This window comes from Methylobacterium aerolatum, assembly GCF_022179085.1.
GTDB lineage: Bacteria > Pseudomonadota > Alphaproteobacteria > Rhizobiales > Beijerinckiaceae > Methylobacterium > Methylobacterium aerolatum.
In genome coordinates, this window is the sequence record NZ_BPQE01000026.1 from 50,889 (window position 1) to 75,935 (window position 25,047).

The 25,047-nt window shown below is 68.6% G+C and carries 28 protein-coding genes; 9 read left to right on the plus strand and 19 right to left on the minus strand.

All coding sequences use genetic code 11. The annotated features are described in order from the left end of the window. Positions 1 to 21 precede the first annotated feature (21 nt). Entirely contained in the window at positions 22 to 1,524 is a 1,503-nt protein-coding gene (locus MFF06_RS17615) for a serine protease (protein WP_238206320.1), read from the plus strand. Between the two features lie 97 nt (positions 1,525 to 1,621). On the opposite strand, the gene MFF06_RS17620 is transcribed toward MFF06_RS17615, so the two are convergent. The 4 genes from MFF06_RS17620 to MFF06_RS17635 all read right to left on the minus strand — a co-directional run bounded on the left by MFF06_RS17620 (position 1,622) and on the right by MFF06_RS17635 (position 3,187). After that, positions 1,622 to 1,939, minus strand: coding sequence for a hypothetical protein (locus MFF06_RS17620; protein WP_238206322.1), 318 nt, complete (start codon positions 1,937 to 1,939; stop codon positions 1,622 to 1,624). 29 nt (positions 1,940 to 1,968) lie between these two features. Beyond that, on the minus strand, positions 1,969 to 2,433 hold the full coding sequence (locus MFF06_RS17625; RefSeq protein ID WP_238206324.1) for a hypothetical protein: 465 nt from the start codon (positions 2,431 to 2,433) through the stop codon (positions 1,969 to 1,971). 100 nt (positions 2,434 to 2,533) lie between these two features. Next, a complete protein-coding gene (locus MFF06_RS17630; protein ID WP_238206326.1) occupies positions 2,534 to 2,839 on the minus strand; it encodes a hypothetical protein in 306 nt (101 codons plus the stop codon). A 45-nt stretch (positions 2,840 to 2,884) separates the two neighbouring features. Beyond that, entirely contained in the window at positions 2,885 to 3,187 is a 303-nt protein-coding gene (locus MFF06_RS17635; RefSeq protein WP_238206328.1) for a hypothetical protein, read from the minus strand. 23 nt (positions 3,188 to 3,210) lie between these two features. Here MFF06_RS17635 and MFF06_RS17640 point away from each other — a divergent pair, with 23 nt between their 5' ends. Then, positions 3,211 to 3,588 carry a hypothetical protein gene (locus MFF06_RS17640; protein WP_238206330.1) on the plus strand — a complete coding sequence of 126 codons (378 nt, stop codon included), beginning with the start codon at positions 3,211 to 3,213 and terminating at the stop codon, positions 3,586 to 3,588. A gap of 35 nt (positions 3,589 to 3,623) precedes the next feature. On the opposite strand, the gene MFF06_RS17645 is transcribed toward MFF06_RS17640, so the two are convergent. Continuing rightward, positions 3,624 to 4,004 (minus strand): VOC family protein, encoded by a 381-nt coding sequence (locus MFF06_RS17645; RefSeq protein WP_238206332.1) that lies wholly within the window; start codon positions 4,002 to 4,004, stop codon positions 3,624 to 3,626. An 86-nt stretch (positions 4,005 to 4,090) separates the two neighbouring features. Here MFF06_RS17645 and MFF06_RS17650 point away from each other — a divergent pair, with 86 nt between their 5' ends. After that, positions 4,091 to 4,288 carry a hypothetical protein gene (locus MFF06_RS17650; protein ID WP_238206334.1) on the plus strand — a complete coding sequence of 66 codons (198 nt, stop codon included), beginning with the start codon at positions 4,091 to 4,093 and terminating at the stop codon, positions 4,286 to 4,288. A gap of 362 nt (positions 4,289 to 4,650) precedes the next feature. On the opposite strand, the gene MFF06_RS17655 is transcribed toward MFF06_RS17650, so the two are convergent. The 3 genes from MFF06_RS17655 to MFF06_RS17665 are packed head-to-tail and all read right to left on the minus strand — an operon-like array spanning position 4,651 to position 7,801. Next, the gene (locus MFF06_RS17655; protein ID WP_238206336.1) at positions 4,651 to 6,234 is read right to left on the minus strand and encodes a PhnE/PtxC family ABC transporter permease; all 1,584 of its coding nucleotides are present in this window, start codon (positions 6,232 to 6,234) and stop codon (positions 4,651 to 4,653) included. Further along, positions 6,231 to 6,908, minus strand: coding sequence for an ATP-binding cassette domain-containing protein (locus MFF06_RS17660; protein ID WP_238206338.1), 678 nt, complete (start codon positions 6,906 to 6,908; stop codon positions 6,231 to 6,233). Before MFF06_RS17660 ends, MFF06_RS17655 begins: the two co-directional genes overlap by 4 nt. Before the next feature lie 8 nt (positions 6,909 to 6,916). Beyond that, positions 6,917 to 7,801: a putative selenate ABC transporter substrate-binding protein gene (locus MFF06_RS17665; RefSeq protein ID WP_238206340.1), complete on the minus strand. Its 885-nt coding sequence runs from the start codon at positions 7,799 to 7,801 to the stop codon at positions 6,917 to 6,919. Between the two features lie 252 nt (positions 7,802 to 8,053). Between MFF06_RS17665 and selD the strand changes: the two genes are divergently transcribed. After that, a complete protein-coding gene (gene selD / locus MFF06_RS17670) occupies positions 8,054 to 9,100 on the plus strand; it encodes a selenide, water dikinase SelD (protein WP_238206341.1) in 1,047 nt (348 codons plus the stop codon). Positions 9,101 to 9,133: 33 nt separating this feature from the next. On the opposite strand, the gene MFF06_RS17675 is transcribed toward selD, so the two are convergent. Together MFF06_RS17675 and MFF06_RS17680 are read right to left on the minus strand one after the other, a co-directional pair. Further along, positions 9,134 to 9,910: an SDR family oxidoreductase gene (locus MFF06_RS17675; protein WP_238206349.1), complete on the minus strand. Its 777-nt coding sequence runs from the start codon at positions 9,908 to 9,910 to the stop codon at positions 9,134 to 9,136. 63 nt (positions 9,911 to 9,973) lie between these two features. Then, positions 9,974 to 11,023, minus strand: a complete 1,050-nt coding sequence (locus MFF06_RS17680) for an AraC family transcriptional regulator (RefSeq protein WP_238206351.1) — start codon at positions 11,021 to 11,023, stop codon at positions 9,974 to 9,976. A 205-nt stretch (positions 11,024 to 11,228) separates the two neighbouring features. Between MFF06_RS17680 and MFF06_RS17685 the strand changes: the two genes are divergently transcribed. Further along, positions 11,229 to 12,446, plus strand: coding sequence for an ABC transporter substrate-binding protein (locus MFF06_RS17685; RefSeq protein ID WP_238206353.1), 1,218 nt, complete (start codon positions 11,229 to 11,231; stop codon positions 12,444 to 12,446). Positions 12,447 to 12,492: 46 nt separating this feature from the next. Here the strand turns inward: MFF06_RS17685 and MFF06_RS17690 are convergent, their stop codons facing one another. Genes MFF06_RS17690 through MFF06_RS17705 form a run of 4 tightly spaced genes read right to left on the minus strand, consistent with a single transcriptional unit; the run spans position 12,493 to position 17,335 of the window. Continuing rightward, on the minus strand, positions 12,493 to 13,623 hold the full coding sequence (locus tag MFF06_RS17690) for an acyl-CoA dehydrogenase family protein (protein ID WP_238206355.1): 1,131 nt from the start codon (positions 13,621 to 13,623) through the stop codon (positions 12,493 to 12,495). 10 nt (positions 13,624 to 13,633) lie between these two features. Further along, positions 13,634 to 14,395 carry an SDR family NAD(P)-dependent oxidoreductase gene (locus MFF06_RS17695; protein WP_238206357.1) on the minus strand — a complete coding sequence of 254 codons (762 nt, stop codon included), beginning with the start codon at positions 14,393 to 14,395 and terminating at the stop codon, positions 13,634 to 13,636. Between the two features lie 22 nt (positions 14,396 to 14,417). Beyond that, entirely contained in the window at positions 14,418 to 15,581 is a 1,164-nt protein-coding gene (locus tag MFF06_RS17700; protein ID WP_238206359.1) for an acetyl-CoA C-acyltransferase, read from the minus strand. Positions 15,582 to 15,619: 38 nt separating this feature from the next. Further along, positions 15,620 to 17,335: an AMP-binding protein gene (locus tag MFF06_RS17705; RefSeq protein ID WP_238206369.1), complete on the minus strand. Its 1,716-nt coding sequence runs from the start codon at positions 17,333 to 17,335 to the stop codon at positions 15,620 to 15,622. 247 nt (positions 17,336 to 17,582) lie between these two features. Between MFF06_RS17705 and lhpI the strand changes: the two genes are divergently transcribed. Further along, positions 17,583 to 18,530 carry a bifunctional Delta(1)-pyrroline-2-carboxylate/Delta(1)-piperideine-2-carboxylate reductase gene (gene lhpI / locus MFF06_RS17710; protein WP_238206371.1) on the plus strand — a complete coding sequence of 316 codons (948 nt, stop codon included), beginning with the start codon at positions 17,583 to 17,585 and terminating at the stop codon, positions 18,528 to 18,530. Between the two features lie 80 nt (positions 18,531 to 18,610). Continuing rightward, positions 18,611 to 19,222, plus strand: coding sequence for a PepSY domain-containing protein (locus tag MFF06_RS17715; RefSeq protein ID WP_238206373.1), 612 nt, complete (start codon positions 18,611 to 18,613; stop codon positions 19,220 to 19,222). Between the two features lie 37 nt (positions 19,223 to 19,259). On the opposite strand, the gene MFF06_RS17720 is transcribed toward MFF06_RS17715, so the two are convergent. Continuing rightward, complete coding sequence (locus MFF06_RS17720) at positions 19,260 to 19,745, minus strand: tellurite resistance TerB family protein (protein ID WP_238206376.1); 486 nt, start codon at positions 19,743 to 19,745, stop codon at positions 19,260 to 19,262. Positions 19,746 to 19,905: 160 nt separating this feature from the next. Between MFF06_RS17720 and MFF06_RS17725 the strand changes: the two genes are divergently transcribed. Continuing rightward, positions 19,906 to 20,148, plus strand: a complete 243-nt coding sequence (locus tag MFF06_RS17725) for a hypothetical protein (RefSeq protein WP_238206378.1) — start codon at positions 19,906 to 19,908, stop codon at positions 20,146 to 20,148. 4 nt (positions 20,149 to 20,152) lie between these two features. Next, a complete protein-coding gene (locus MFF06_RS17730; protein WP_238206380.1) occupies positions 20,153 to 20,578 on the plus strand; it encodes a SpoIIAA family protein in 426 nt (141 codons plus the stop codon). A 34-nt stretch (positions 20,579 to 20,612) separates the two neighbouring features. Here MFF06_RS17730 and MFF06_RS17735 read toward each other — a convergent pair whose 3' ends face one another. The 4 genes from MFF06_RS17735 to MFF06_RS17750 all read right to left on the minus strand — a co-directional run bounded on the left by MFF06_RS17735 (position 20,613) and on the right by MFF06_RS17750 (position 25,018). Further along, positions 20,613 to 21,551 carry a carbohydrate ABC transporter permease gene (locus MFF06_RS17735; RefSeq protein WP_238206382.1) on the minus strand — a complete coding sequence of 313 codons (939 nt, stop codon included), beginning with the start codon at positions 21,549 to 21,551 and terminating at the stop codon, positions 20,613 to 20,615. Further along, positions 21,548 to 22,504: a carbohydrate ABC transporter permease gene (locus MFF06_RS17740; protein WP_238206384.1), complete on the minus strand. Its 957-nt coding sequence runs from the start codon at positions 22,502 to 22,504 to the stop codon at positions 21,548 to 21,550. Before MFF06_RS17740 ends, MFF06_RS17735 begins: the two co-directional genes overlap by 4 nt. Before the next feature lie 15 nt (positions 22,505 to 22,519). Then, the gene (locus MFF06_RS17745; RefSeq protein ID WP_238206386.1) at positions 22,520 to 23,830 is read right to left on the minus strand and encodes an ABC transporter substrate-binding protein; all 1,311 of its coding nucleotides are present in this window, start codon (positions 23,828 to 23,830) and stop codon (positions 22,520 to 22,522) included. A 126-nt stretch (positions 23,831 to 23,956) separates the two neighbouring features. Next, a complete protein-coding gene (locus MFF06_RS17750; RefSeq protein WP_238206388.1) occupies positions 23,957 to 25,018 on the minus strand; it encodes an ABC transporter ATP-binding protein in 1,062 nt (353 codons plus the stop codon). Positions 25,019 to 25,047 lie beyond the last annotated feature (29 nt).

Below are 25,047 nucleotides of genomic sequence, written 5' to 3' on the forward strand. Positions count from 1 at the left end.
CGTGGGGCGATCCTATTGGCCGTGGCCCTCGCAGCAACGCCAGCATATGCCGCACCGAAGCCGCCGGCATTTTATCCAGCAGAGGATTATTTTAATTCGTCCCTCGATCTTCGAGAGAGAGTAATCGCTCAGGTCCTCCTGATTGGCGCCGGTCAGCAAAATGCCGTTCCAACGGAACGTTTCACGCTTCACACCTTCAATGCAATTCGTGAATTTCAGATAACCAACGGTCTTGTTCCAAGCGGCAGTATGAATAAGGCAACGTCGGATCGATTGTTCGCCGTAGCTCGGCCTATGTTCAATATGTGGGACTTTCGTCAAATTGCCCACCCGGAACGTGGCCGGCAAATTTGGATACCGCAAGGCATGGGCCTTCGGTCATACCCAAACAAGAATGGCCTGAGCTACAAAGATGCACAGGGCCGCTTCCGTGTTTCATACAATTATTTTCCAGGAGTAAGTGCTGAATTTGTGTACTCCGATACACTTGAAAGAATGAAGAGGGACGGCACTCACGTCCATTACTCGGTCATCAAGGATGGCTGGTTCGTTGTATCAGCGACGTCGGCAACGGGCGAGGACCGCTATCTAAGATACCATCAAGATGGGAGTGGCATTCTTGGCTTCGTAGCGTTTTGGGATAATTCCGCCGGCGTGGTCAGTGGAGAGCGTATCGCCGTTCTAATGTCGGCCTCCCTCGGCTCGGTGATGAATGGTCGGCCATTCGTTGAGCCGCCGGGCTTTATGGAAGAGACGCCAGCGCGTGTGGCGTCAGTTCCAGATACCCTACCGCTCAATCGTCCTGATCCAGGGACGATACCTCCGGCTCCGAAAGTTCTTGCACCGCCGCCTACCCCAGCGGCGCCACCGCCGGTCGCTCAGTCCAAGCCAGAGGACAAGATCTCCACGGGAAGCGGGTTCTTTGTCGATGCTCAGGGGCGCTTCATCACAAACAGCCATGTCGTCGAAAAATGCGACACGGTCGTAGTGAAGACACCGGATGGCCAAATCCGAAAGGCTGGCATCAAGGCGACCGATGCTGCCAATGATCTCGCTCTTCTGCAGGTGACAGGTGGTGCAGGCCACAAATTCGCGCCGCTGCGCCTAAGCGCTCGACTCGGGGAAGGTATAGCGACTTTCGGCTATCCGCATCTCGACATGCTGGCCAACACAGGCAACTTCACCCTTGGCAACGTCACCGCCTTGGCCGGCATCAATGATGACTCACGCTTCTATCAGATTTCCGCACCCGTGCAGTCGGGCAACTCGGGTGGTCCTGTTTTAGATAGTTTTGGCAATGTGACCGGCGTAGTTCAGTCCAAACTCAACGTGCTCAAGGTTGCCATCGCCTCTGGCGACTTTCCGCAGAATATTAACTTTGCGATCAAGGGAGCGATTTTGGCATCGTTCCTTGAGAGCAATGGCGTATCCGTCTCACCCGGAACGACAGTTGGTGCGAAACTCGACCCGGCCGATCTTGCGGATGCCGCGAAGGCCGTCAGCGGACTGGTAGCCTGTCAGTGAAGCGAAGGGATGTGCAGACCGCGATCCGTTAGTTCAGCGCGGTGTTCGACCGATGCTCAGATTGGCGCTGGCCAACGCTCAATCGGCGGTCGTGTGATTAGTAGGCGGTCGGGCTCGTGATAAGGTCATTGGGTATGAGCGAGGCGGCGCCGCAGCGGTGCCATTTCTTCTGGTACTGCGCCTCGCCCTTCTTACCGTAGCACCATCCTGAGTCGTTCAGATGCGCCCGCAGGGCTGCTGCGCGGGCGCATTCATCGGAGCGCCACTGCTCATTCTGAGTGCTGCCACTGCAATTGAAGCTCGCCTCGTCCCAAGCCTTCAGAAGCTGCTGGGGCGACGGTTGCGCCATTGCCGGTCCTGCCAGCATGGCGACGACGACGGGGGCGAGGATGAGGACGTCTACGAATGGACGCATGCGACTATCCTTTTGCCCCTTAAACATATTTACCAAGCACGATCTTCGTTACGATGTTTCTTGAGTTGCAGACCTTCAATCCCCTCAGAGCCAGCCCAAGTACGCATGTGACCGGCTGTAAAAATGTTAAGATTTTTCATAATATTTAGCATACCGTTCAAAGCATTAATTTCAGTATCAGCATTTATAACCTCTCGAAATTCCTCATGATCAGAGAAATCATCGCAGAATTTTCTGACCATCCGGCGCAAGTGAACGATAAAAGTCTGATAGGCAACTTTTTCAATATTCAGCGCCCGAGCTAACTTCGCAAGTTTTTCCTTGGTTTCACTCGAAATCTTCTCTGTTGGCTGCCAATTTGTCAATTTTCCATAATATACGGCAATCGCGGCAAAAGCGACAAGCTGAGGAGTTTGGCTCCACTTCGTATCTTCAGGATTGATCGAAGACGCTTGGATCAAGGCATTTACTTGTACTATGTCCATTGATTGCATGGTCTACCCAAAGATATTGACATGGATAAGTTAGTTAAATGCAAGCCCGGCTCCAACTAGATAACTCTTTTGGTTGGAGAATGAGCTTCATGCGACTGCTCTATTTCAGGTAGCCCTTCACTTTAAGATGCTCAGATAGGATTTGTCGGATCGCCTCGGCCCGCGAGGGTTTTGGTTCGACCTGATCGTCGCGCCATTCCTCGACAGCTGCCAGCAGCTCGGCCGGCATTCTGATGCCCTGATGCGGCGTGACGCCGGTTGCCGGGCGCCCGCGCTTTTTCTGGGTATCAGTAATTGACATCCACATGATTTCCTGGGTATCAGAAAAGCGGGCCGAGGGGAAGCTGTAACTTCCTTCCCGGCCCTGACCACGAACTGGAAGGGCATCACAGTCATGGCTATCCACCACCTTACACCGCCCGTTCGCGGCGGTGAACGCCCGCGCTTGCCTTCACCACAGATTGGACCGGTCACGCAGGCCATCCGAGCGATGCGGGGCGCTGATCAAAACATTCCCGCTCGGAATAATTTCGACGGCACGCCCGATCCCGACCGGCAGCGCATCCGCGACCTGCGCCGCCGGATCGCTGAGCGGATCGAGGCCGACATCGCCCTGCTCGACCTGCTCGACGGCGACTGCGACATCGAAGAGGACGATCCGTCCGGCGGCGACGTGCAGGACGAACCGCACGACGCGCAGTTCGATGATGAGCACGCGGCGCAGCCCATCGTCATGGGCGGTGGCGCTTTCCATGCCGGTAGCTTTGGGAGGGGCGCATGAACGACCCCGCATCCCGTCGCGGCTTCCTTCGCGGCCTCACCACCTTGCCACTCATCGGCGGCGGCGTGACTCTCATCGGCGCCCCTTCGGCTGTTGCCGAGCCGGTCACGCCTCGTCTCCTTCGCGAGTATCACGACTGGCTCATGTTCGAGCGCAGTTGCCTCGTCCGCGAGATGGAGGCGGGCAACCCGACGCGCTTCGGCCCGAACTGCGCCCTAGGCAGTGCCTATCGTTGGCATCGTTCTCACGGTGAGTTCCGACCCGACAGCGAAGGGCGGATGATGGGCGACGGGGTGTCGTTCCCCTCGACCCGCGCCGCTCTCGTGTTGAGCACCGTGGGATGCAATTGGCGGGAGGGCTCGGCATGGCTATGACCGACCGCTCCCGCCGCACCGCCTGCCGTTTGGCCTTAGCCGAGCTTATGCAGAGCGCAGAGCTTGTTGCCGTCGGGATCGCGCAAGTAGGCGAGGTAGAGACGACCGGCAGCGCCGTTGCGCTCGCCCGGCGGGTCCTCAATGGCAGTACCGCCGTTCGCCACTCCAGCCTTATGCCAAGCGTCGGCTTCCTCCGGCGACTCCACGTTGAAGCCGAGGGTCCACCCATTCCCTGGGTTCGCGGGCTGACCGTCAATCGGCTTGGTGACGAGGAACATCGCTCCACGGTGCAGGTAAACGAGCCGCCCCGCCGCGTCCTCCTTGCCCGCCTTACCGCCCATCGCGGCGAACAGGGCGTCATAGAAGACCTTCGACCGGGCCATGTCGTTGGTGCCGACCATCATGTGGCTGAACACGGGCAATCTCCTCCTGTTGGGAATGCCTCAGCTAGCCGTGGACAACGCTGTATCAACCTCGGGAGCGAGCACGGAGGAGTGATCCCATGCATCTGATCGCTCCATTCATCTCCCTCGCCGCGTGGTGGAACCTGCGCCGCGTCCGTCGCGCCACGGCCGACTTCCGCAGGGCCACCTACTACGCGCTGCGGGGCGAGCGGGCCTTGATTGCCAGCGGGATGATGCCTGCCGCCGTGACGGAGAGCGGCGTGCCGGCGATGCCGAAGCTTCCGCTTCGCTGCTGATATCACGGCCCGGCTGCTCGCACGGTCAAAACCTGTGTAGCGCTCAGATTTAGCCGAGCCCGGCCGGGCCTCACCAACACCGCTTGCGCATCCGGCGAGGGCGGCATCATTCCCCACCGTTCGCCCTCGTACCCCTGCATTCGTGCATTAGATGCGGGTGAAAACGTGGGTAGAGCTTCAGTCCTTTGAGCTATCATCATGCCAAATAATGTTAATTTTGATCCGATAGGCGGACGCTCCCTCCGCCAGATAGACCATCTTCCTGATTTTTTTGACTTTTTCGGCGCAACGCCGGCGTAGCCGGGACCGGCCGTCGGCCGATCGTGGGGTGCCGACCGTGCGCGGTCGCCCTGGCGTGACCGTCAGGCCGTGACGGGCGCGGATGAGCGGGGGGTGTCGGTGCTGGCGAGGCGCACCGGCAGGTCGGCGATCCGCAGGCTGCGCCGCAGCGCCCGCGACGCCGCATCGACGGCGATGGCCACGAGCGCGGTGGCGAGGATCAGCACGGCGGCGACGTCGAGGCGCAACTCCGCGATGGCGGCGTCCACGTAGAAGCCGAGGGTCGCGACGCCGAGGATGCCGAAGATGGCGCTCTCGCGCAGGATGATCTCCCAGCGGTAGAGCAGGTAGGCCAGGAACTGCCCGTAGAGCCGGGGCACCGTCTCGTAGGCGTAGAGGTTCAGGCCCCGCGGCGCGTCCGGCCGGTAGGTCAGGCCGTCGGCGTGGCGGCCCATGAGGTAGCCGATGATGCCGGCATTGTGGATCGACAGCGCCAGGATCGCCGGCAGCATGGAGGGGCCGAGGAGTTGCAGGGCGACGTAGGCCAGCATGTATTCCGGCGTCGAGCGCACCGTCACCAGCAGCACCCGGCCGAAGGGCCGCGCCACGGGTCCCGCGAAGTGGCGCGCGGTCAGCGGGAAGAGCACGAGCGCCCCGATCGCGGTGGCCACCAGCGCCACCTGGGCGAGCACCAGGGTCTGGAGGGTGCCGGGCAGGATCTGGCCGGTGAGGATCGGCCGGAACCACGCCCAGAGGGCCGCCCAAGTCTCGAGCCAGGTGTCGGGCGCCAGCAGCGACGCATGGCGCAGGGGAGCGGGAACGATGTCGTGCCCGAGGAACCGCGCGAGGCTCGCGCCGACATCCGTGCTGCCCACCATCGGCGGCAGGGCGAGGATCGCGCCGAGGACGAGGAGCGGCAGCGTCCAGCCCCTCACCCAAAGCCGCCGCGTGCCGATCAGGGCGTAGAAGACCAGCATCAGGGCTCCGGCCTCGCCGTAGCGCCCCTGGCGGAAGGCCGATTCGAGGTAGAAGCCGATGGTCGGCAGGCCGATGAACCCGAGCACCAGGGTCGAGCGCATCCCGCATTCGAGGCGGTAGAAGGTGTAGGCGCGGATCGAGGCCAGCACCTCCGGCAGGCGGGCATAGGCGAAGGCCGAAACCGGATCGCTGCCCGCGGGCAGCACCCGGAGGGCGGAGAGGTCGGCCTCCTCGATGATCTCGGCATAGACCTTGGCGCAGATGCCGGCATAGGGCAGCGCGATGGCCAGGATGCCGGTGGTCGCCGACAGGCCGAAGACCTGCATCAGCAGGAGAGCCCAGAACAGCTCGTGCACGGCCCGCAGGAAGGCGCAGGCGATCCGCACCGCGCGGAACCGGGCATAGGGGATGGCGAGCAGGAAGCCCGCCCCCGCCCCGAGGCCGACGCCGAGGACGGCGAAGGCCACGGTGTAGAGGATGCTCGCCCCCTCGACGGCGAGGAAGTCCGGCCGCACGAGGCCCCCGAGCAACCGCTCCAGATCCGACCAGGGGTGCAGGCTGGTGACGTGCAGGTCCGCCGCGAGGAGCGCCGCGAGGCCGAGGATCGCGAACCAGCGGCTGACCGCGGCGTAGCCGGGCCTCGGCCAGCGGGGTGCGGGCAGGATGCCGGGCAGGACGTGGAGCCTCATGCGAAGGCCTCCTCGTCCACGAAGTAGCGGCGCAGGGCGGCGGCATCGAGCCCGGCGGAGGGGGCGTCGAGGGCGATCCGGCCCGCCTCGACCACCACGATGCGGCTGGCATGACTGAGCGCCAGGGAGACGTCGTGCAGCGCCATCACCAGGGTCTCGTGGGTGCGCGCCAGTTCGGTGAGGACGAGGCCGCCCTGCACCCGGTCGAGGGCGGAGACCGGCTCGTCGGCGAGCAGGACCGGGCGGCCGTTGTAGAGGGCGCGGGCCACCGAGACGCGCTGCTGCTGCCCGCCGGACAGGGCGCCGGCCCTGTCGCGCAGCCGGTCGGCGAGGCCGACCCGGGCGAGGACGGCCCGCACCGCGTCGAGGTCGGCCCGCGCCGGCCAGACGAGGGTGCGCAGGTTGTGGGACGTCCGGTTCCGGTCGAGGCGTCCCATGTAGACGTTGTGGAACACCGAGAGGGTTCGGACGAGGGCCGCCGCCTGCGGCACCAACGCGACGCGCTCGGGGATCTGCGCCTGGATCAGCCCGATCAGGGTGGACTTGCCCGCGCCGGAGCGGCCCATCACGGCGACCCGCTCGCCCGGATGGACCACGAGGTCGATGCCGTCCAGCACCGCCCGTCCGCCATAGGCGGCCGAGGCGTTCGCGAGGCGGATCGCGGGCTCGGCCATGGGCCGGTTCAATCCAGGAGGCCGGTGGAGCGTCCGACCTCGACGAGCGGCTCGTAGGCCGCGTTCGTCACCGGGGTGAACTTCGTACGGCCGAAGGGTTCGAGGATGGCCGGATCGGTGATGCCGATCAGGGCGGCCTTCAGCTTCTCGGTGAAGCCTGCACCGTAGGTCGCGTCCACGTCGCCGCGCACGGTCCACTGGTAGTCGGGGAAGGTCGGGCTTTCCCAGATCACCGAGACGGACTTGCCGTCGACCTTGCCGGCCTTGGAATCGAGATCCCAGACCGAGTAGTCGACGGCGCCCACCGCGAAGGCGCCGGACTGGACGAGCTGGATGGTGCGGCTGTGGTCGCCCGAGAAGCCGACCCGCTCAAAGACCTGCTCGGGCGTCTGGCCCGGGAAGGCCTGGCGGATGAAGAACTCGGGCATCAGGCGCCCCGAGGTCGAGGCCCGCGAACCGAAGGTGAAGGTCTTGCCGGCGATAGCCTTGGGGAAGTCGGCGCTTTTCTGGAGACCCGTCGCGGCGTTGGCGATGAAGTAGGTCTTGAAGGCCGCGTCCTCCGCGCCCTGGGCGATGGCTTGGGAGCCCGGCACGGCCCTGCGGGCCTGCACGCCGGTGAAGCCCCCGAACCACGCGAGTTGCACTTGCCCATTGGTGAAGGCGGTGACGGCGGCCGGATAGTTCTTCACCGGGATGTAGCGTACCGGCACGCCGAGCTTGCCCTCCAGATAGGTCGCGACCTTGCCGAACCGCTCGACGAGGCGGCTCTCGTCCTGGTCGGGGATGCCGGTGAAGACGAAGGGCTTCGACGGGGCCTGCGCGGCGGCGGGACCGGACACGGCGGCCCCCCAGAGGACGGAGACCGTCGCGAGACGCAAAAGCCAAGCTCGCATCGCTGAAACCACTCCCCTCATCGACCTTCGTCCGTGCCGGCACAGTCGCGATTCTCGCCCGGCTGGCAACCCGGTGTCCGGCCCGGCCCCCAACGTTCAGGGGCGCCGTCTCCGGGGCATTCCGGTGCGGGACCCCCTCCCGGCCGGAATCCGACGATGGTACAGGGTGCAGGGTCCCCGTCACTGCGGCGTTTCGCGGCCCAACGGCGGGTCGGCCTTCCGTCCCCCGCGCGACCCCTCCGGAGGAGCCCGATGTCCGACGCCCCCGTCCGCCTCAGCACCCTCGCCCATGGCGGCGGCTGCGGCTGCAAGCTCGATCCGGCCGTGCTGCGCCGGCTCCTGGCAGACCAGCCGGCCGCGGGGCCCTTCGAGCGGCTGCTCGTCGGCAACGAGACGGCCGACGACGCGGCGGTCTGGGAGCTGGAGGACGGCACCTGCCTCATCGCCACCACCGACTTCTTCACGCCGATGGTGGACGACGCCTTCGATTTCGGCCGTATCGCCGCCACCAACGCCATCTCCGACGTCTACGCGATGGGTGGCCGCCCCCTCCTGGCCCTCGCCATCCTCGGGATGCCCGTGGGCAGGATCGCGCCGGAGACGGTCGCCGAGATCCTGAAGGGCGGGGCGAGCCTCTGCGCCGAGGCCGGAATCCCCGTGGCGGGCGGCCACTCCATCGACACACCCGAGCCGATCTACGGCCTCGCCGTCATCGGCACCTGCCGCCGCGGGGAGGTGCGCCGCAACGCCGACGCGCGGCCGGGCGACGCGCTGATCCTGACGAAGCCGCTCGGCGTCGGCGTCTACTCGGCGGCGATCAAGCGCGAAATCCTGCCGGAGGGCGGCTACGCCGACTTCATCGCGACGACGACGCGGCTGAACCGCATCGGACCGGACCTCGCGCGGGACCCCGCCGTGCACGCGATGACCGACGTCACCGGCTTCGGCGTGCTCGGCCACGGGCTCGAACTGGCCCGGGGCGCTGGCCTGACCCTGGAGATCGCCGCCGACGCCCTGCCGCTGCTCCCGGCGGCCGAGGCCCTCGTCCGGGACGGGGCGGTGACGGGCGCCTCGCACCGCAACTGGGCGGCCTTCGGCGAGGCCGTGGACCTGCCGGAGGGGTTTCCCGATTGGCGGCGCCACCTGCTCACCGATCCGCAGACCTCGGGCGGGTTGCTCGTCTCCTGTGAGGCGGAGGCCGCCGGGGGGATCCTGGCGCGGATCCGCGAGGCCGGCTTCGCCCAGGCCGCCCTCATCGGGCGCACGGCGGCGGGCCCCGCGCGGGTGCGGATCGCCTGACCGGGGGACGGCGGGGGGGCCGGCGACTCGCTATCAGGGCGTTGCCGCGGAGCCCGCGAGCAGGCCACCGTCGATGGTGATCTCGGTGCCGGTAATGTAGGTCGCCTCGTCGGAGGCGAGCAGCACGGCCGTCGCCGCGACCTCCTCGGGCAGGCCGAACCGCTTCAGGGGCGTGTCGGCGACCAGGGCGGCCATCCGGTCCGACCGCCCGGGATCGCTGCCCAGCATCGGCTCCCAGATCGGTGTCAGGATGGCGGCCGGATGGATCGAGTTGCAGCGGATCGCCCAGCCCTGTTGCGCGCAGTAGAGCGCCACCGACTTGGTGTGGTTGCGGATCGCCGCCTTGGACGAGGCGTAGGCGGCTGCGAGGGGAATGCCCACGAGCCCCGAGCGCGACGAGAGGTTGATGATCGAGCCCGCGCCGCGTGCCTTCATCGCGCCGATGGCGTAGCGGCACCCGAGGAAGGTGCCGTCGAGGTTGATCCGGTGGACCGCCCGCCAATCCTCCAGCGCCGCGCGTTCCGGATCGTGTGCGACCGGACCGTCCTCGAAACCTGTGACACCGGCGTTGTTGACCACGACGTCGGCCTGCGGAACGAGGCGCGCCAAGCGGTGCCAGTCGGCCTCCTCGGCGACGTCCACCGTCTCGAAGCGGCAACCGATCGCGGCCGCCGCCGCCGTTCCCGCCGCCGTGTCGCGGTCGGTGGCCACCACGCGGGCGCCCTCCGCGTGGAAGCGGGCCGCGATCGCGAAGCCGATGCCCCGCGCGGCTCCGGTGACGATGCAAACCTTGTCGGCCAACCGTGACATGATGCTCCCTGACCGTCGTCGGGACCACGATGCGTGCTCCTCCGGTCCCCCGAAGCTTGCCCGCTACCGGCCCTGCCCACGATAGGCGCCGGGGTTCACGCCGGTCCACTTGCGGAAGGCGCGGAAGAAGGAGCTCGCCTCCGAGAAGCCCGCCGCCCCGGCGACGGCCGAGAGGCTGAGGGTCGTCGTGCGCAGGAGATGCACGGCGATCTCCTTGCGCACGATGTCCTTGATCTCCTGAAAGGATTGCCCCTCCGCCTCGATGCGACGGCGGAGGGTGGAGGCCGACAGGTCGAAGCGGCGGGCGACCTCGTCGAAGTCGGGCCACGCATCGGGGTCGAGGGAGCGCAGCAGCGACTTGATCGTCGCCACCGTGCCGGCATCGTTGCGGTACTTGACGAGGATGTTCGCGGGCGCCCGCTGCAGGAAGGCGTCGCGGTCGGCCTTGGTCGCCCGCACCGGCCGGTCGAGGACGCGGCTCGCCACGATGAGGCGGTTCTCCGCCTGCCCGAAGCGGATCTCGTCCGAGAACAGCACCCGGTAGTCCGCGCAGAAATCCGGCGCCGCCGGCACGACGTCGATGGCGAGCACGGGGATTCGCTGGCGCACCAGGAAACACATCAGGCCGTGGATGATCAGCCAGTAGGCGAAGTAGGTGAAGGGGCGCTGGAAATCGCGGGAGGTCGGCAGGGTCAGGTAGGCGACGTCGTCCTCCTCGGTGAGGCGGCCGGTCATGCCGTCGAGCATCAGCGAGAAGAAGTTGAGGGCGAGGTGGACCGCCTCGCGCAGGGTCTCGCAGTTGAGGGCCGCCCGGCTGACGAAGGCGAAGCTTCCCACCCGCATCGGGCGGGGGTTCATGCAGAAGAACTCGTCGCCCGTTTCCTCGGCGGTGTCGAGCCAGATAGCGGCGTATTGCTCCACCGAGATGCGGCCCCCGTCGTCGGCGAGATCGGCGAGCGAGACGCCGTGCCGCCGCAGGAGTTCGACCGGCATGCCGTGGCGCCCCGCGATGTCGCACAGCGCCTCGCGCAGCAGGCGCATGGAGATCGTGCCGCGATCCTCCAGTCGGCGCCCCTCGGCGGCGCTCCTGAACGTGTCAAAAGCGTCAAGCATTGTGACGGATGCGGTCATTGCTGGGCGCCCCCCTTCACCGCGACACTCGATACAGCTCCGTCACGGCCCCAAGAAGGGTCGGGCGGAGTCTCCGGGCGACAAACGTCTCAAAGCGCCGCCTGCATCCCCGCGACGGGGGAGGGCGGCCGTCTCCCGGATGACGCCAGGACGGACGCCGCGAACGACGGCACGACGGGAGGAAGCAATGCGCAAGGGAGCATGGCTCGGAGCCATGATGATCGCGGCCGGCCTCGGCCCCACCGCGCCTGCACGGGCGCAACTGTCCGGCGACGGGGTCAAGGTCGGGGTCCTGACGGACCAGAGTTCGATCTACTCCGACATCGCGGGCAAGGGCTCGGCGGTGGCGGCCAAGCTCGCCATCGAGGATTTCGGCAAGACCGTCCTCGGGCGGCCCATCGAGCTCGTCACCGCCAACCACCAGGCCAAGGTCGATATCGGCTCCGGGCTCGCCAAGGAGATGTTCACCCGCGACGGGGTCGACGTCATCGTCGACATCTCGCACTCGGCCGTGAGCCTCGCCGTGCAGGAGGTCGCCCGGGACGCCAACAAGCTCGTGATGCATGTCGGCTCGGCCCATGCCGACCTGTACGGCTCGGCCTGCTCGCCCAACGGCGTGCTCTGGCTCTACGACACCTACACGCTGGCCAACGGCATGTCCCGGGCGCTCATCAAGGAGGGCGGCGACACGTGGTTCTTCGTGACCGCCGACTACGCCTTCGGCCACTCGATGCAGGCGCAGATGACGCGCATCGTCGGCGAGCTCGGCGGCAAGGTCCTCGGCTCCGTCCGGCACCCGATCAATTCCAGCGACTTCTCCTCCTTCCTGCTCCAGGCCCAGGCCTCGGGGGCGAAGGTGATCGGCCTCGCCAACGTCGCGGGCGACACGGCGAACGCCATCAAGCAGGCGGGTGAGTTCGGGCTCACCCAGGGCGGGCAGAAGCTCGCCGCGCTGATCTTCTACATCCAGACCGCCAAGGCGATCGGCCCCGAACTCGGCCAGGGCCTCCAGTTCCTCACCGGCTACTACTGGGACAGGGACGAGGCGAGCCGCGCCTTCGCGCAGCGCTTCCAGGCGCAGATGGACGGGGCGATGCCCTCGCAGATCCAGGCCGGCACCTACAGCGCCACCCTCCATTACCTGCGCAGCGTCGCGGCGGCCGGCACGGACGAGCCGGCGGCGGTGATGAAGGCGATGCGCGCCGCGCCGGTGAACGACTTCTTCGCGGAGGGCGCGACGCTTCGCCCGGACGGGCGCCTGATGAAGGACCTGTACCTCGCGGAGATGAAGAAGCCCTCCGAGGTGAAGGGGCCCTGGGACCTCCTGAAGATCGTCCGGCGCCTGCCGGCGGCGGACATCATCCGCCCGGTGGATCAGGGCGGCTGCAAGATGGCGGAGCGCTAGGCAGAGACGGCGCGGGGCCGGGCGGGACGACCGCCCGGCCCCGCGCTCACGCCGCCAGCGCCCGGCTGATCACCATGCGCTGGACGTCGCTCGTCCCCTCGTAGATCTGGCAGACGCGCACGTCGCGATAGATCTGCTCGACGCCGTAATCGGCGAGGTAGCCGTAGCCGCCGTGGATCTGGATGGCGTCGGAGCAGACCCGCTCCGCCATCTCGGAGGCGAAGAGCTTGGCCATCGCGGCCTCCTTGGCGCAGGGCAGGCCGGCGTCCCGCAGGCGCGCCGCGTTGAGCACCAGTTGCCGCGCCGCCTCGATCCGGGTCGCCATGTCGGCGAGGCGGAAGGCCACCGCCTGGTGGCCGGTCAGCGGCTTGCCGAAGGTCTCGCGCTCGCCCGCGTAGCGGAGCGCCGCCTCGAAGGCGGCCCGCGCCATGCCGACGGCCTGGGACGCGATGCCGATGCGCCCCCCTTCGAGGTTGGCGAGCGCGATGCGCATGCCCTGGCCCTCCTCCCCGAGCATCAGGTCCGGCGTCAGAAACATGTCCTCGAACACGATCTGCGCCGTATCCGAGCAGCGCTGCCCGAGCTTGTGCTCCAAGGAGGCCACCACGTAGCCGGGCGTGCCGGTCGGCACGATGAAGGCCGAGATGCCCCGGCGCCCGGCCTCCGGGTCGGTGACCGCGAAGACGATGGCCGTGTCGGCGTTCCTACCGGAGGTGATGAACTGCTTCGTGCCCGACAGCACCCAGCCGTTCCCCGAGCGCCGGGCGCGGGTCCTCAGCGCGGCCGCGTCGGAGCCCGCGCCGGGCTCGGTGAGGCAGAAGGCGCCGAGGTGCTCGCCCCGGGCCAGGGGCCTGAGGAATCGCTGCTTCTGGTCCTCGGTGCCGAATTTCAGCACCGGCATGCAGCCCACCGAGTTGTGGACGCTCATGATCGTCGAGACCGCCCCGTCGCCCGCCGCGATCTCCTCGATGGCGAGGGCGTAGGCGACGTGATCCACGGCCGCGCCGTCGTACGCCTCGGGCACGAGCATGCCCATGAAGCCGAGGGCCCCCATCTCGGCCAGCGCCTCCTTGGGAAAGCGCGCCTCCCGGTCCCAGGCGGCCGAGAACGGCTTCAGCCGCTCGGCGGCGAAGGTCCGCGCCGCGTCCCGGATCATGGTCTGGTCGTCGGTCAGCATGGGTCGGGTCCTATCGCGCCTGCATCCGCAGGGCGCCGTCGAGGCGGATGGTCTCGCCGTTGAGCATCGGGTTGTCGAGGATCGCCAGGACGAGCCGGGCGTACTCCTCCGGGCGGCCGAAGCGGGAGGGGAAGGGCACCGCCGCGCCGAGGCTCGCCTGGACCTCCTCCGGCAGGCCCTGCACCATCGGCGTCTCGAACATGCCGGGCGCGATGGCGCAGACGCGGATGCCGAGCGGCGCCAGCTCCCGGGCCACCGGCAGGGTCAGGCCGACGACGCCGGCCTTGGAGGCGGCGTAGCCCGCCTGTCCGATCTGCCCCTCGTAGGCGGCGATGGAGGCGGTGGAGACGATCACGCCGCGCTCCCCGCCCTCCAGCGGATCGAGGCCCGCCGCGCCCGCCGCCACCAGCCGCATCATGTTGAAGGTGCCGATCAGGTTGATCTGGATGACCCTGGCGAAACCGTCGAGGGAGGCGGGGCCGTTGCGGCCGACCACCTTCGCCGCCGGGCAGATGCCGGCGCAGTTGACGAGAATGCGGGCGACGCCGTGCTCCGCGGCGGCCTGGGCCACGGCCGCCTCGGCGCTGCCCGCGTCGGCGACGTCGCAGGGGAGCGCGATCCCGCCGATCTCCCGGGCGGTGGCGGCGGCGGCCTCCGCGTTGAGGTCCAGAAGGGCCACCCTGGCCCCCGACGCCGCCAGCGCCCGCGCCGTGGCGGCGCCCAATCCCGAGGCGGCGCCGGTGACGACCGCAGCGATACCTTCAACCTTCACGTCGTTCTCCTGCAAATCCCGGTCAGAAACGCTCGACGGCCAGCGCGGTGGCCTCGCCGCCGCCGATGCACAGCGAGGCGATGCCGCGCTTACCCCCGGTGCGGGCCAGCGCCGCGAGCAGGGTCACGACGATCCGCGCCCCCGAGGCGCCGATCGGGTGGCCGAGGGCGCAGGCGCCGCCGTGGACGTTGACCCTGTCGTGCGGCAGGCCGAGGTCGCGCATCGCCGCCATGGCGACCACCGCGAAGGCCTCGTTGATCTCGAACAGATCGACGTCCCCCATCGCCCAGCCGACCTTCTCCGCAAGCTTGGCCATGGCGCCGATCGGGGCGGTGGAGAACCATGCCGGGGCCGCCGCGTGGCTGGCGTGGCCCCGGATGGTGGCGAGGGGGGTGTGCCCCCGGCGCTCGGCCTCCGACAGCCGCATCAGCACCAGGGCCGCCGCGCCGTCGGAGATCGAGGAGGCGTTGGCCGCCGTCACCGTGCCGTCGGCGCGGAAGGCGGGCTTGAGGGTCGGAATCTTGTCGGGTCGAGCCTTGCGCGGCCCCTCGTCGGATCGGATGTCGGCGCCGACGGGGACGATCTCGTCGCCGAAGGCCCCGGCCTCCGCCGCGCCCTGGGCGCGGGCGAGGGATTCGAGGGCATAGGCGTCCTGCGCCTCGCGGGTGAACTGGTAGTGCCGGGCCGTGTCCTCCGCGAAGGTGCCCATCAGGCGGCCGCGGTCGTAGGCATCCTCCAGGCCGTCGAGGAACATATGGTCGAGGACGCGTCCGTGGCCGAGGCGCTGGCCGCCGCGGGCCTTATCCAGCAGGTAGGGGGCGTTCGTCATGGACTCCATGCCGCCCGCCACCACCATCCCGGCCGAGCCGGCGGCGATCATGTCGTGGCCGAGCATGATCGCCTTCATGCCCGAGCCGCAGACCTTGTTGAGGGTCGCGCAGGGGGTGGCGTCGGAGAGCCCCGCCCCGAGGGCGGCCTGCCGCGCCGGGGCCTGGCCGAGGCCGGCGGGCAGGACGCAGCCCATCACCACCTCGCAGACGTCCTCGGGCCCGAGCCCGGCGCGCGAGACCGCCGCCCGGATCGCGGCGGCGCCGAGTTCCGGTGCGGAGAGCGCCCTCAATTCCCCCTGGAAGGCCCCCATCGGGGTCCGGGCGGCGCTCGCGACGACGATGGGGTCGGGCGTCATGGTCTGTTCCCTGTTCTCTGCCTCGGTACCGGGGACGGTCAGTGCGGCGCCGCCCCGCCGGTCATGGCCACCTTCGCGACCTCCTGATTGCGCAGGATGAACCGTTGCAGCTTGCCGCTCGGCGTCTTGGGCAGCGCCTCGACGAACTCGATCTCGCGGGGATACGAGTGGGCCGAGAGGCGCTGCTTCACGAAGCGCTGGATGCCCTCCGCCAGGGCGCCGTCGGGCGCGACGCCGCCCTTCAGCACGACGAAGGCCTTCACGAGTTCGGTCCGGTCGGGATCCGGCTTGCCGACCACGGCGGATTCCGCGACGGCCGGGTGCTCGATCAGTGCGCTCTCCACCTCGAAGGGGCCGATCCGGTAGCCCGAGGAGGTGATGACGTCGTCCGCGCGGCCGACGAAGGCGATGCTGCCGTCCTCCTGGGCCTCGACGGTGTCGCCGCTGAGGTAGTAGTCGCCCACGAAGCCGGCTGTCGGGCGCTCCCAGTAGCCGGAGAACCACATCAGGGGCGAGCGCGTCCGGTCGACGGCCAGGATGCCCGGCTCGCCCGGCCCGAGTTCCCGGCCCTCGGCATCGACCACGACGACCCGGTGGCCGGGCACGGCGAAGCCGGCGGAGCCGAGCCGGACGGGGTGGGCGAGGGCGTGGTGGTTGCAGACCACCATCCCGAGCTCCGTCTGCCCGTAATGGTCGTGGATGGTGGTGCCGAGGTGCTCCGCGAACCAGCGGATCACCTCCGGGTTCAGGGGCTCCCCGGCGCTGCTCACGGCGCGCAGCTGCCCCTTCACCGCCGCCGCGGCCCCGGGACCGGCCGCGATGAGGAAGCGGAAGGCGGTGGGCGATCCCGCGAGGTTGGTGATCCCGAGGTCCCGGATGGTGCGGTAGGTGTCCTCGACGGTGAAGGGACCGTCGTGGAAGGTCGTGGTCAGGCCCATCGCGAGGGGACCGGTGACGGCGTAGTAGAGCCCGTAGGCCCAGCCGGGGTCGGCGACGTTCCAGAAGCGGTCTCCGAGCCTCAGGTCCACGGCGTCGCGCATGTAGGCGACGAAGGCCACGATGGCCTTGAGGGGCACGAAGAGCGGCTTGGCCGGCCCCGTCGTGCCGGAGGTGAACATGATCAGGAACGGGTCCTCCGCCCCGCAGGCCACAGCCTCGCTCACGCCGGACTCGGCTTCGAGGGCGGCCCAGAAATCGAGGTCCGGTCCCGCGTCCCCCGCGCCGACGGTGACGAGGGTGCAGGCGCCTGCGAGTCCGGCGGCCTTCGGGCGGTTGGCGAGGTCGGTCACGACGACCTTCGTTCCGGCCTCCCTCACGCGCTGCTCGATGGCCTTCGGCCCGAAGGCGGTGAAGAGCGGCTGGTAGACGGCCCCGAGGCGCCACGTCGCCAGGATCGTCACCAGCAGCTCCGGCGTGCGCGGCAGCAGCCCCGCGACCCGGTCGCCCTTGCCCACGCCCCGTCCGGCCAGGACGTCGGCGAACCGGGCGGCCTGCCGCGCCAGAGTCGCGAAGGTGATCTCGCGCAGCGCCTCGCCCGGCTTGCTGTACCGAAGGGCGACGCGACGGGGGTCGTCGGCATGGCGGTCGCAGCAGGTATGGCAGGCGTTGATCCCGTCCGGCCCCTCCGGGAAGATCGCGGCGAATGCCTGCGCGGCGTCGAATTCGAGGGAGGCGCGACGGTGATCGATCGTGCGGTCGATGGCCGGACCCGTCCTGTCCAAGACGAGACGGCCGCCGGGCGGGTGATGATCCATCGAAGCTCCTCCCTTGTACGTTCGCGCCCGTTCGGGCTGCCTGGGCGCATCTTGGGGACAGGCCGGAGCGCCGTTCAATGACGGAAATGGCCACCGGCCCTGAACGAATTTGCCAGCCCGCCGGACCGGCGCCCCGGAACCCGCGCCACGGGGCCGGGATCCGCGCTAAGGTCGAAGGGCTTCGCGCCGGAGCGATCCCCGCCCGCGCGCCCGGAGCGTCTTGCCGGCCTCGGGATTCTGTCCGTCCGTGATCCCCTTCTACGACGCGACGGCGGTGCGGGCCGCCCTCGACCTTCCCCGCCTGATCGAGGCCCTGCGCCGGGCCTTCGCGGCGTCCGACATCGCCGCGCCCGTGCGCTCCGCCCACGAGGTCGGCACGCCGGAGACGCCCGGCCGGCTCCTCGCCATGCCGGCGTGGCGGCCGGGTGACGTGGTGGGGGTGAAGCTCGTCCACGTCTTCCCCCGCAACGCCGAGCGGGGGCTCGGGGCGGTGCAGGGGGTCTACCTGCTGTTCGACGGGCGGACCGGCGTGCCGCGGGCGATGATCGACGGCGACGCGCTGACGAACCTGCGGACCGCCGCAGCCTCAGCCCTCGCCTCCACCTTCCTCTCCCGTCCCGACAGCGCCGTGCTCGCCCTCGTCGGCACGGGCCATCTCATCCCGGCTCTCGCCCACGCCCACGGTACGGTGAGGCCGATCCGGCGCGTCCTGGTCTGGGGCCGCACGGCGGCGAAGGCGGCCACCCTGGCGGCGCGGCTGCGGGGGGAGGGGCTCCCGGCCGAGGCGGCGGAGGATCTCGGCGCGGCGGTGGCCGCCGCCGACATCGTGAGCTGCGCCACCACCTCCACGGCTCCCCTCGTCCTCGGCCGTCATGTCCGGGCGGGGACCCATGTGGATCTCGTCGGGGCCTTCACCCCGGCGATGCGGGAGGGCGACGACGCCCTGGTCGCGACCGCGCGGGTCTTCGCCGACACGCGGGCCGGGGCGTTGCGCGAGGCCGGGGACCTGATCCAGGCCATCGCCTCCGGTGCGTGGTCGGCCGACCGCCTCGCGGGCGACCTGCACGACCTGTGCGCCGGGGCGGTCGCGGGGCGCAGGGACGCGGCGGAGATCACCCTGTTCAAGTCGGTCGGCGCCGCCCTGGAGGACCTCGTCGCCGCCTCGCTGGTGGTCGAGGCCGGCCCGGCGCCGTAGCAAATCGACAGGCGGATGAACCGTCTCGCGAATCGGTGCGTTGGCGGGGTCCTGAAAACACCCCAAAGAGGGATCCCGCCATGCGTACGCACCTCACCCTGGCCGCCGGCCTCCTCGCCCTCGGCGTCGGAGCGGCTTCGGCCCAGACCTCCACCACCGGCCCGGCCACGAACAACGCCACCACCGACGCGCCCAAGCCCGCCATGGGCGAGCCCGCCACCAAAGCCTCCGACGACATGAAGGAGTGGCAGGTCGCCAAGCTCGCCAAGACCTCCCTCGCCCAGGCGATCAGCACCGCCGAGGCGCAGGGCGACGAGAAGGGCGGCCGGGCGATCGACGCCGACTTCGAGAAGGCCGACAGCAAGGACCCGGCCCACTACGCGATCAAGGTCGTGTATCCGAGCGGCAAGCTCGTCGAGTACGGCATCAACGCCGACACCGGCGCCCTGTACAAGACCGAGAACCAGCCGATCGAGCGCTACTTCACCTTCCTGAAGCCCGCGAACTTCAACGAGGCCAAGACCTCCCTCAAGGATGCCCTGGCGCTGGCCGAGCAGAAGGCGGGCGGCGGCAAGGCCTACGAGGCGTCGGTCTCGAAGGACGGTCAGGCGGTGCAGTACAAGATCAGCGTCGCCGCCGCCGACAAGGAGCAGACCGTCACCATCGGCCCGGACGGCAAGGTCGTCGAGTAGGACGACGCGCGGCCCCGGCTCGACCGGGGCCGTCCCGCTACAGCAGAGGGCCGGGCTCGCCGCCGGCCCTCGACGGGCGCACCGGCGCGGCCGCGAGCAGCGCGGCCATGTCCACGCCGAGCGCCGCCGCGATCTCCGCCAGCGCCACGCGCTCGATCTCCGCGATGCCGCCGTGGTCGGCGACATCCGCCGCGACGAGGAACACGCTCTCCCGCTGGTCCGCCGGCCGCTCCGCCAGGGCGGCGACCCGGCGCAGGTTGTCCACCCGGCCCGCCCGCGTCCGCGCCCGGCCGATCGCGTCGTAGAGTTCGCGCTCCAGCATCAGGGCGTCGTAGCCCTTTTCGATGATCGGGCTCGCCAGAACGCCGGTCAGCGCCGTGTGGAACTCCTCCCCCGCCACCTCGCCGTCGGCGACGATCACGTTGGCCGCCGCCGAGACGGCCGCCTGCATCAGCGTCTCGTCGCCGGCATAGGCGGTGACGGCGCGGGTCATGCGGGCGAAGAAGTCGGTGACGAGGCTCATGTCGGTCGCAGGTCCGCGCGATGGGGGCGGGGGTCGCCTAGCCCGTGATTATGGGAGGATGGGGGCAAGGCGCACCGGCTTCGCCACACGGGGGATCGCAGCAAGACGTCGCATGTCGCCCCCGCGACGAACCGGAGGCCGCCCACCCCGTTGTCGGCCCATGACAGATCACGCTTCGCCCTCCCTGGACCCCGTCGTCGATGCCCGGCGGCGCGAAATGGCCGTGGAGCACCTGCTCTTCGGCACGATCCAGTTCCTCGCCCGCAAGCATCCCGAACTGCTCGACGACCTCGACGGCAGCCTCGGCCACCTCTGGGACAAGTCCGAGGGCGAGGCCCGCGACGACGAGGCCGTCCGGGAGATCGCCCGCAAGTTCATCCGCAGCCTCCGCGCCGAGGAGTGAAGCCGTGTCCAACTCTCAAACCTCAGCCCCCGACGGATCGGTCGTTCAGCGCGAGGCGCCCCGCGCCGACCTCGTGGCCTTCGAGATCAGGGACACGATCACCAAGCCCGACATCGAGTGGATGTCGGCGGTGACGGACCATGCGATGCAGGCCCACGGGACGATCGACATGCTGCTGATCCTGTCGAACTACGAGGGCTCCGATTTCGGCGCCAAGTTCGACGGCTACGCCGCCAGCGTGAAGGCCCGCTCGGTCGCGCATATCCGGCACTACGTCGTGGTCGGCGCGCCCGCCTTCGCGGAGGCGATGATCAAGCTGTCCGGCCTGATCCTGCCGGTGGAGACGAAGACCTTCGACCTCGCCGAGGAAGCCTCTGCCTGGGACTACCTCGCCAAGGCGGGTCCGGCGGCCGCCCCCACGACGGCCTGAGCCCCGTCCGGGACCGGGACGGCCGGTCCCGGCCTCACTCCTTCACGGCGCCGGTCAGGGCCGAGACGTAGTATTCCACGAAAAAGGAATACAGGATGACCAGGGGCAGGGAGCCGAGCAGGGCGCCCGCCATCAGCGAGCCCCACTTGTAGACGTCGCCGTCCACGAACTCGCTCACCACGGCGATGGGGACCGTCTTGTTCTGCGTCGAGGACAGGAAGGTCAGCGCGTAGATGAACTCGTTCCAGCACAGCGTCAGCGAGAAGATGCCCGCCGAGATCAGGCCGGGGAAGGCGAGCGGCAGGATGATCTTGGTGAGGATCTGCCACCGGCTGGCGCCGTCCATCAGGGCGCATTCCTCCAGTTCGTAGGGGATGGTCTTGAAGTAGCCCATCAGGAGCCAGGTGGAGAACGGGATCAGGATCGTCGGGTAGGCCAGGATCAGGGCGATGGGCGAGTCGAACAGGCCGTAGGCCTGGATGATCGTGGCCAGCGGAATGAACAGGATCGAGGGCGGCACGAGGTAGGCGAGGAAGATCGCCGCCCCGACCCAGCCCGCGCCGCCGAAGCGAATCCGCACGCAGGCATAGGCGGCGAGCACGCTCGCGAAGAGCGACAGCACGGTGGCCGCCACCGACACGTACATCGTGTTCCAGAGCCAGCGCGGATACTGCGTCTCGAACAGCAGCTTGTGGATGTGCTTGAACGTCGGATCGACCACCCAGAACGGGTTGAACCGCTCCATGTCGATGAGTTGCTCGTCCGGTTTGATGGCGGTGAGCGCCATCCAGTAGAACGGGAACAGCAGCACCACGAGGATCAGCAGCAGCGGCAGGTAGGTGGTCACGAGGCGCCGGGGCAGGCGCTCCAGATAGGCCATGCCCTCCGAGTTGTCGGTGAGCGAAGGCGCCTGCGCCGCGATCACGGAGGCGGCACGCGGGTCGGCATGGGCCGGCGGAGACGGCGCGCTCATCGGTCGTTCCCCCCGGATTGCCAGGCCCGCCGCTGGAGGCCGAACCATGAGATGCCGATGGCGGCGAGCAGGAAGGGCACCATGGCGGTGGCGATCGCCGCGCCCTCGCCGAGCGTGCCCGACAGGATGCCCCGCTGGTAGGATAGGGTCGCCATCAGATGGGTTGCGTTCACCGGGCCGCCCCGGGTCATCGCCCAGATCAGCTGGAAGTCGGTGAAGGTGAACAGCACCGAGAAGGTCATCACCACGGCGATGATCGGCGTCAGCAGCGGCAGGGTGATCCGCCAGAAGATCTGCCAGTTGGAGGCGCCGTCGAGGGTGGCCGCCTCGTAGAGCGAGGGCGAGACCGTCTGGAGCCCGGCGAGCAGCGTGATGGCGATGAACGGCACCCCGCGCCAGATGTTGGCGAAGATCACGCAGGCCCGCGCCATGGCGGGATCGCCCAGGAAGTCGATGTTGCCGTCGATGAGGCCGAGATGGCGCAGCGACCACGAGATGATCGAGAACTGGCTGTCGAAGATCCACCAGAAGGCGATGGCCGACAAAACGGTGGGCACCACGAAGGGGATCAGCACGATCGACCGGATGATCGACTTGAACGGCATGTTCTTGTTGAGGAGCAGGGCGAGATAGAGCCCGATGGCGAACTTCAGCACGGAGGCGACGGTCGTGTAGAGGCAGGTGTTGAACACCGACAGCCAGAACACGTCGTCGTCCCAGAGCCACGCGTAGTTCTCCAGGCCGATGAACACGCCCTCCCGGCCGATCCGCGTGTTGGTGAAGGACAGCCAGATGCCCTTGAGCAGCGGGTAGGCCAGGAACAGGCCGAGGATCAGCGCGGTGGGCAGCATGAACCAGAACCCGGCCCAGCCGCGGCTCGCGCGCAGGCGCGCCCACCCGGACCGGGTGGGGACCGCCACGGAAGCGGGCTGCGTCAGGGCCGTGTTCGCCATGGTCCGACCTCCCGCTCAGGTGTTCCTGAAGATGCGCTGGGCCGCGCGCTCGGCGTTGCGGATCGCGCCCTTCACGTCCTCGCGGCCCGTGCAGTGGCTCGCGAACATGTCGACGATCACGAAGTCGGCCAGCACCGCCGCGATGCGCTCGCTCACCGGGGCGAGGCCGCCCGCCGCCAGCGAGCGCCGCCCGGCCTCGGCGAAGACCGCGTTCTTCGGGTCGCTCGTCCAGATCGGGTTCTTCGGGTAGTTCGAGAGCGGCTCGCACAGGTAGCCCTGCGCCGCCTCCAGCCACGGCCCGTAATTGGCCGCCTCCATCATGAAGCTGATGAACGCCTTGCAGGCGTTCGGCGCCTTCGAATACTTGAAGGCCAGGATCGGGAAGGCGAGCTGGAACTCCGTGGGCTTGCCCGCTGGGCCGACGGGCCAGACGGCGTGGTCCATGTCCTCGGCGAGCTTCGGGTTGTCCTTCTTGGCGGCGGCGTAGATCGAGATGCCGTTGTTGGTCAGGTACAGGTCGCCCGCCAGGAACGCCTTGTTGTTGGAGGAATCGTTCCACGACACCGTGCCCGGCACAAAGGTCTCGTAGAGGTTCTTGACGTATTCGAGCGCCTTGGCCGTCTCCGGCGAGTTGATGACGATCTTCTCGTTGGCGTCCACGAGGTTGGCCCCGTGGGACCAGAGCGCCCAGTGGCACCACGTGTTGCCGTCGCCCGTGGCGTGGCCGAGCGCGAAGCCGGCCGGCGTGTTGTTCTTCTTGAGGGCCCGGCAGAGTTCGAGGAAGCCCGCCGTGTCGGTGGGGAACTTGTCGAACCCGGCCTTCTTCATCGCGGAGATGCGATAGTTCGGATAGCCGCCGTTGAACGCCACCGGAATCGCGATCCACTGCCCCTTCACCTTGCCGTAGGCCTCGGCGGAGGGGAACCAGGGGCCGTACTTCTTGGCGAGGGAGTCCGCCACGTCCTGCATCGGCAGGCACTTGTCGGGGAAGAGCGCCGGGAAGGAGAACAGGCCCCACACCATGTCCGGTCCCTGGCCGGTGTTGGCGGCCACCGACGCCTTGGGCTGGATGTCGTCGAAGGATTCGTTCGTCACGCTCACCTTCACGCCGGTGGCCTGCGTGAAGGCCGCCACCATCCTCATGAAGGCCTCGTCCTCGGCGGGGACGAAGCGCTTCCAACGCAGGACCGTGAGGCTCGCCCCCGCCTCCGGCTTCCACTCGGCCGTCTGCGCCCAGGCCTTGGCGAAGCCGAGGAGGTCGCCCCCAGCGGCGAGCCCGGCCGCGGCGGCACCCGCGAGAATGGAACGGCGATCGAGACCAGACATTCGTGACACTCCCAGGGATGGCTTCCGCAACCGGTGGCTTTCGCAAGTCCTGTCGTCCCGCCGGATCGGCACCCTCGGGCGGGCGATCCTCCGGCGAAGGGGAGGGGCGCCGCGGCCCCGGCCGTGTCAGGTCGGCAGGCGCCGGCCGCTCGCCGCGTCGAACAGGTGCACGCGGTTCGGGCGCAGGGAGACCGTCTCGCCCGGCTTCTCGTGCACCCGCTCGCGCAGGACGCAGGTGAGGTCCTGGCCGCCCGCGCGCACCGCCAGCATGGTCTCGGAGCCGGTGGGCTCCACCACCACGACCTCGGCGGCGATCCCGCCCGGCGACAGATCGAAGTGCTCCGGCCTGACGCCGAGGATCAGGGGGCGGTCCCCCACCCCGGCCGGCGCGTCGTCCAGGGGGATCGTCAGCCCGCTGTCCGAGACGAAGGCGAGGCGGCCGTTCACCCGGATCCGGCCGGGGATGAAGTTCATCGCCGGCGAGCCGATGAAGCCCGCCACGAACAGGTTGTCCGGCCGGTCGTAGAGGTCCAGGGGCGGCCCGATCTGCTCCACGATGCCGTCGTGCATCACCACGATCCGGTCGGCCATGGTCATGGCCTCGATCTGGTCGTGGGTGACGTAGATCGTCGTTGTCTTCAGCCGCTGGTGCAGTTCCTTGATCTCGGTGCGCATGGCCACGCGCAGCTTCGCGTCGAGGTTCGAGAGCGGCTCGTCGAACAGGAAGACCTGTGGGTCCCGCACGATCGCCCGTCCCATGGCGACGCGCTGGCGCTGGCCGCCGGAGAGCTGGCGCGGGTAGCGGTCGAGGAGGGGGGTGAGGCCGAGGATCTGCGCGGCCCTGGCGACGCGCTCACCGATCTCGGAGGCCGGCGCCTTCCGGATCCGCATCGAGAAGGCCATGTTCTCGCGCACGGTGAGGTGCGGATAGAGCGCGTAGTTCTGGAACACCATGGCGATGTCCCGCTCCTTCGGGGGGACATCGTTCACGACCCGCTCGGCGATGCGGATCTCGCCGCCGGAAATGTTCTCCAGCCCGGCGATCATGCGCAGGAGGGTCGACTTTCCGCAGCCCGACGGGCCGACCAGGATGACGAACTCGCCGTCTTTGATGTCCACGGACACGCCGTGAAGGACATTCGTCGAGCCGAACGCCTTACGCACCTCGCGGATGCCCACCGAGGCCATGCTTCCTCCCGAACACGGCCGCTCTGACG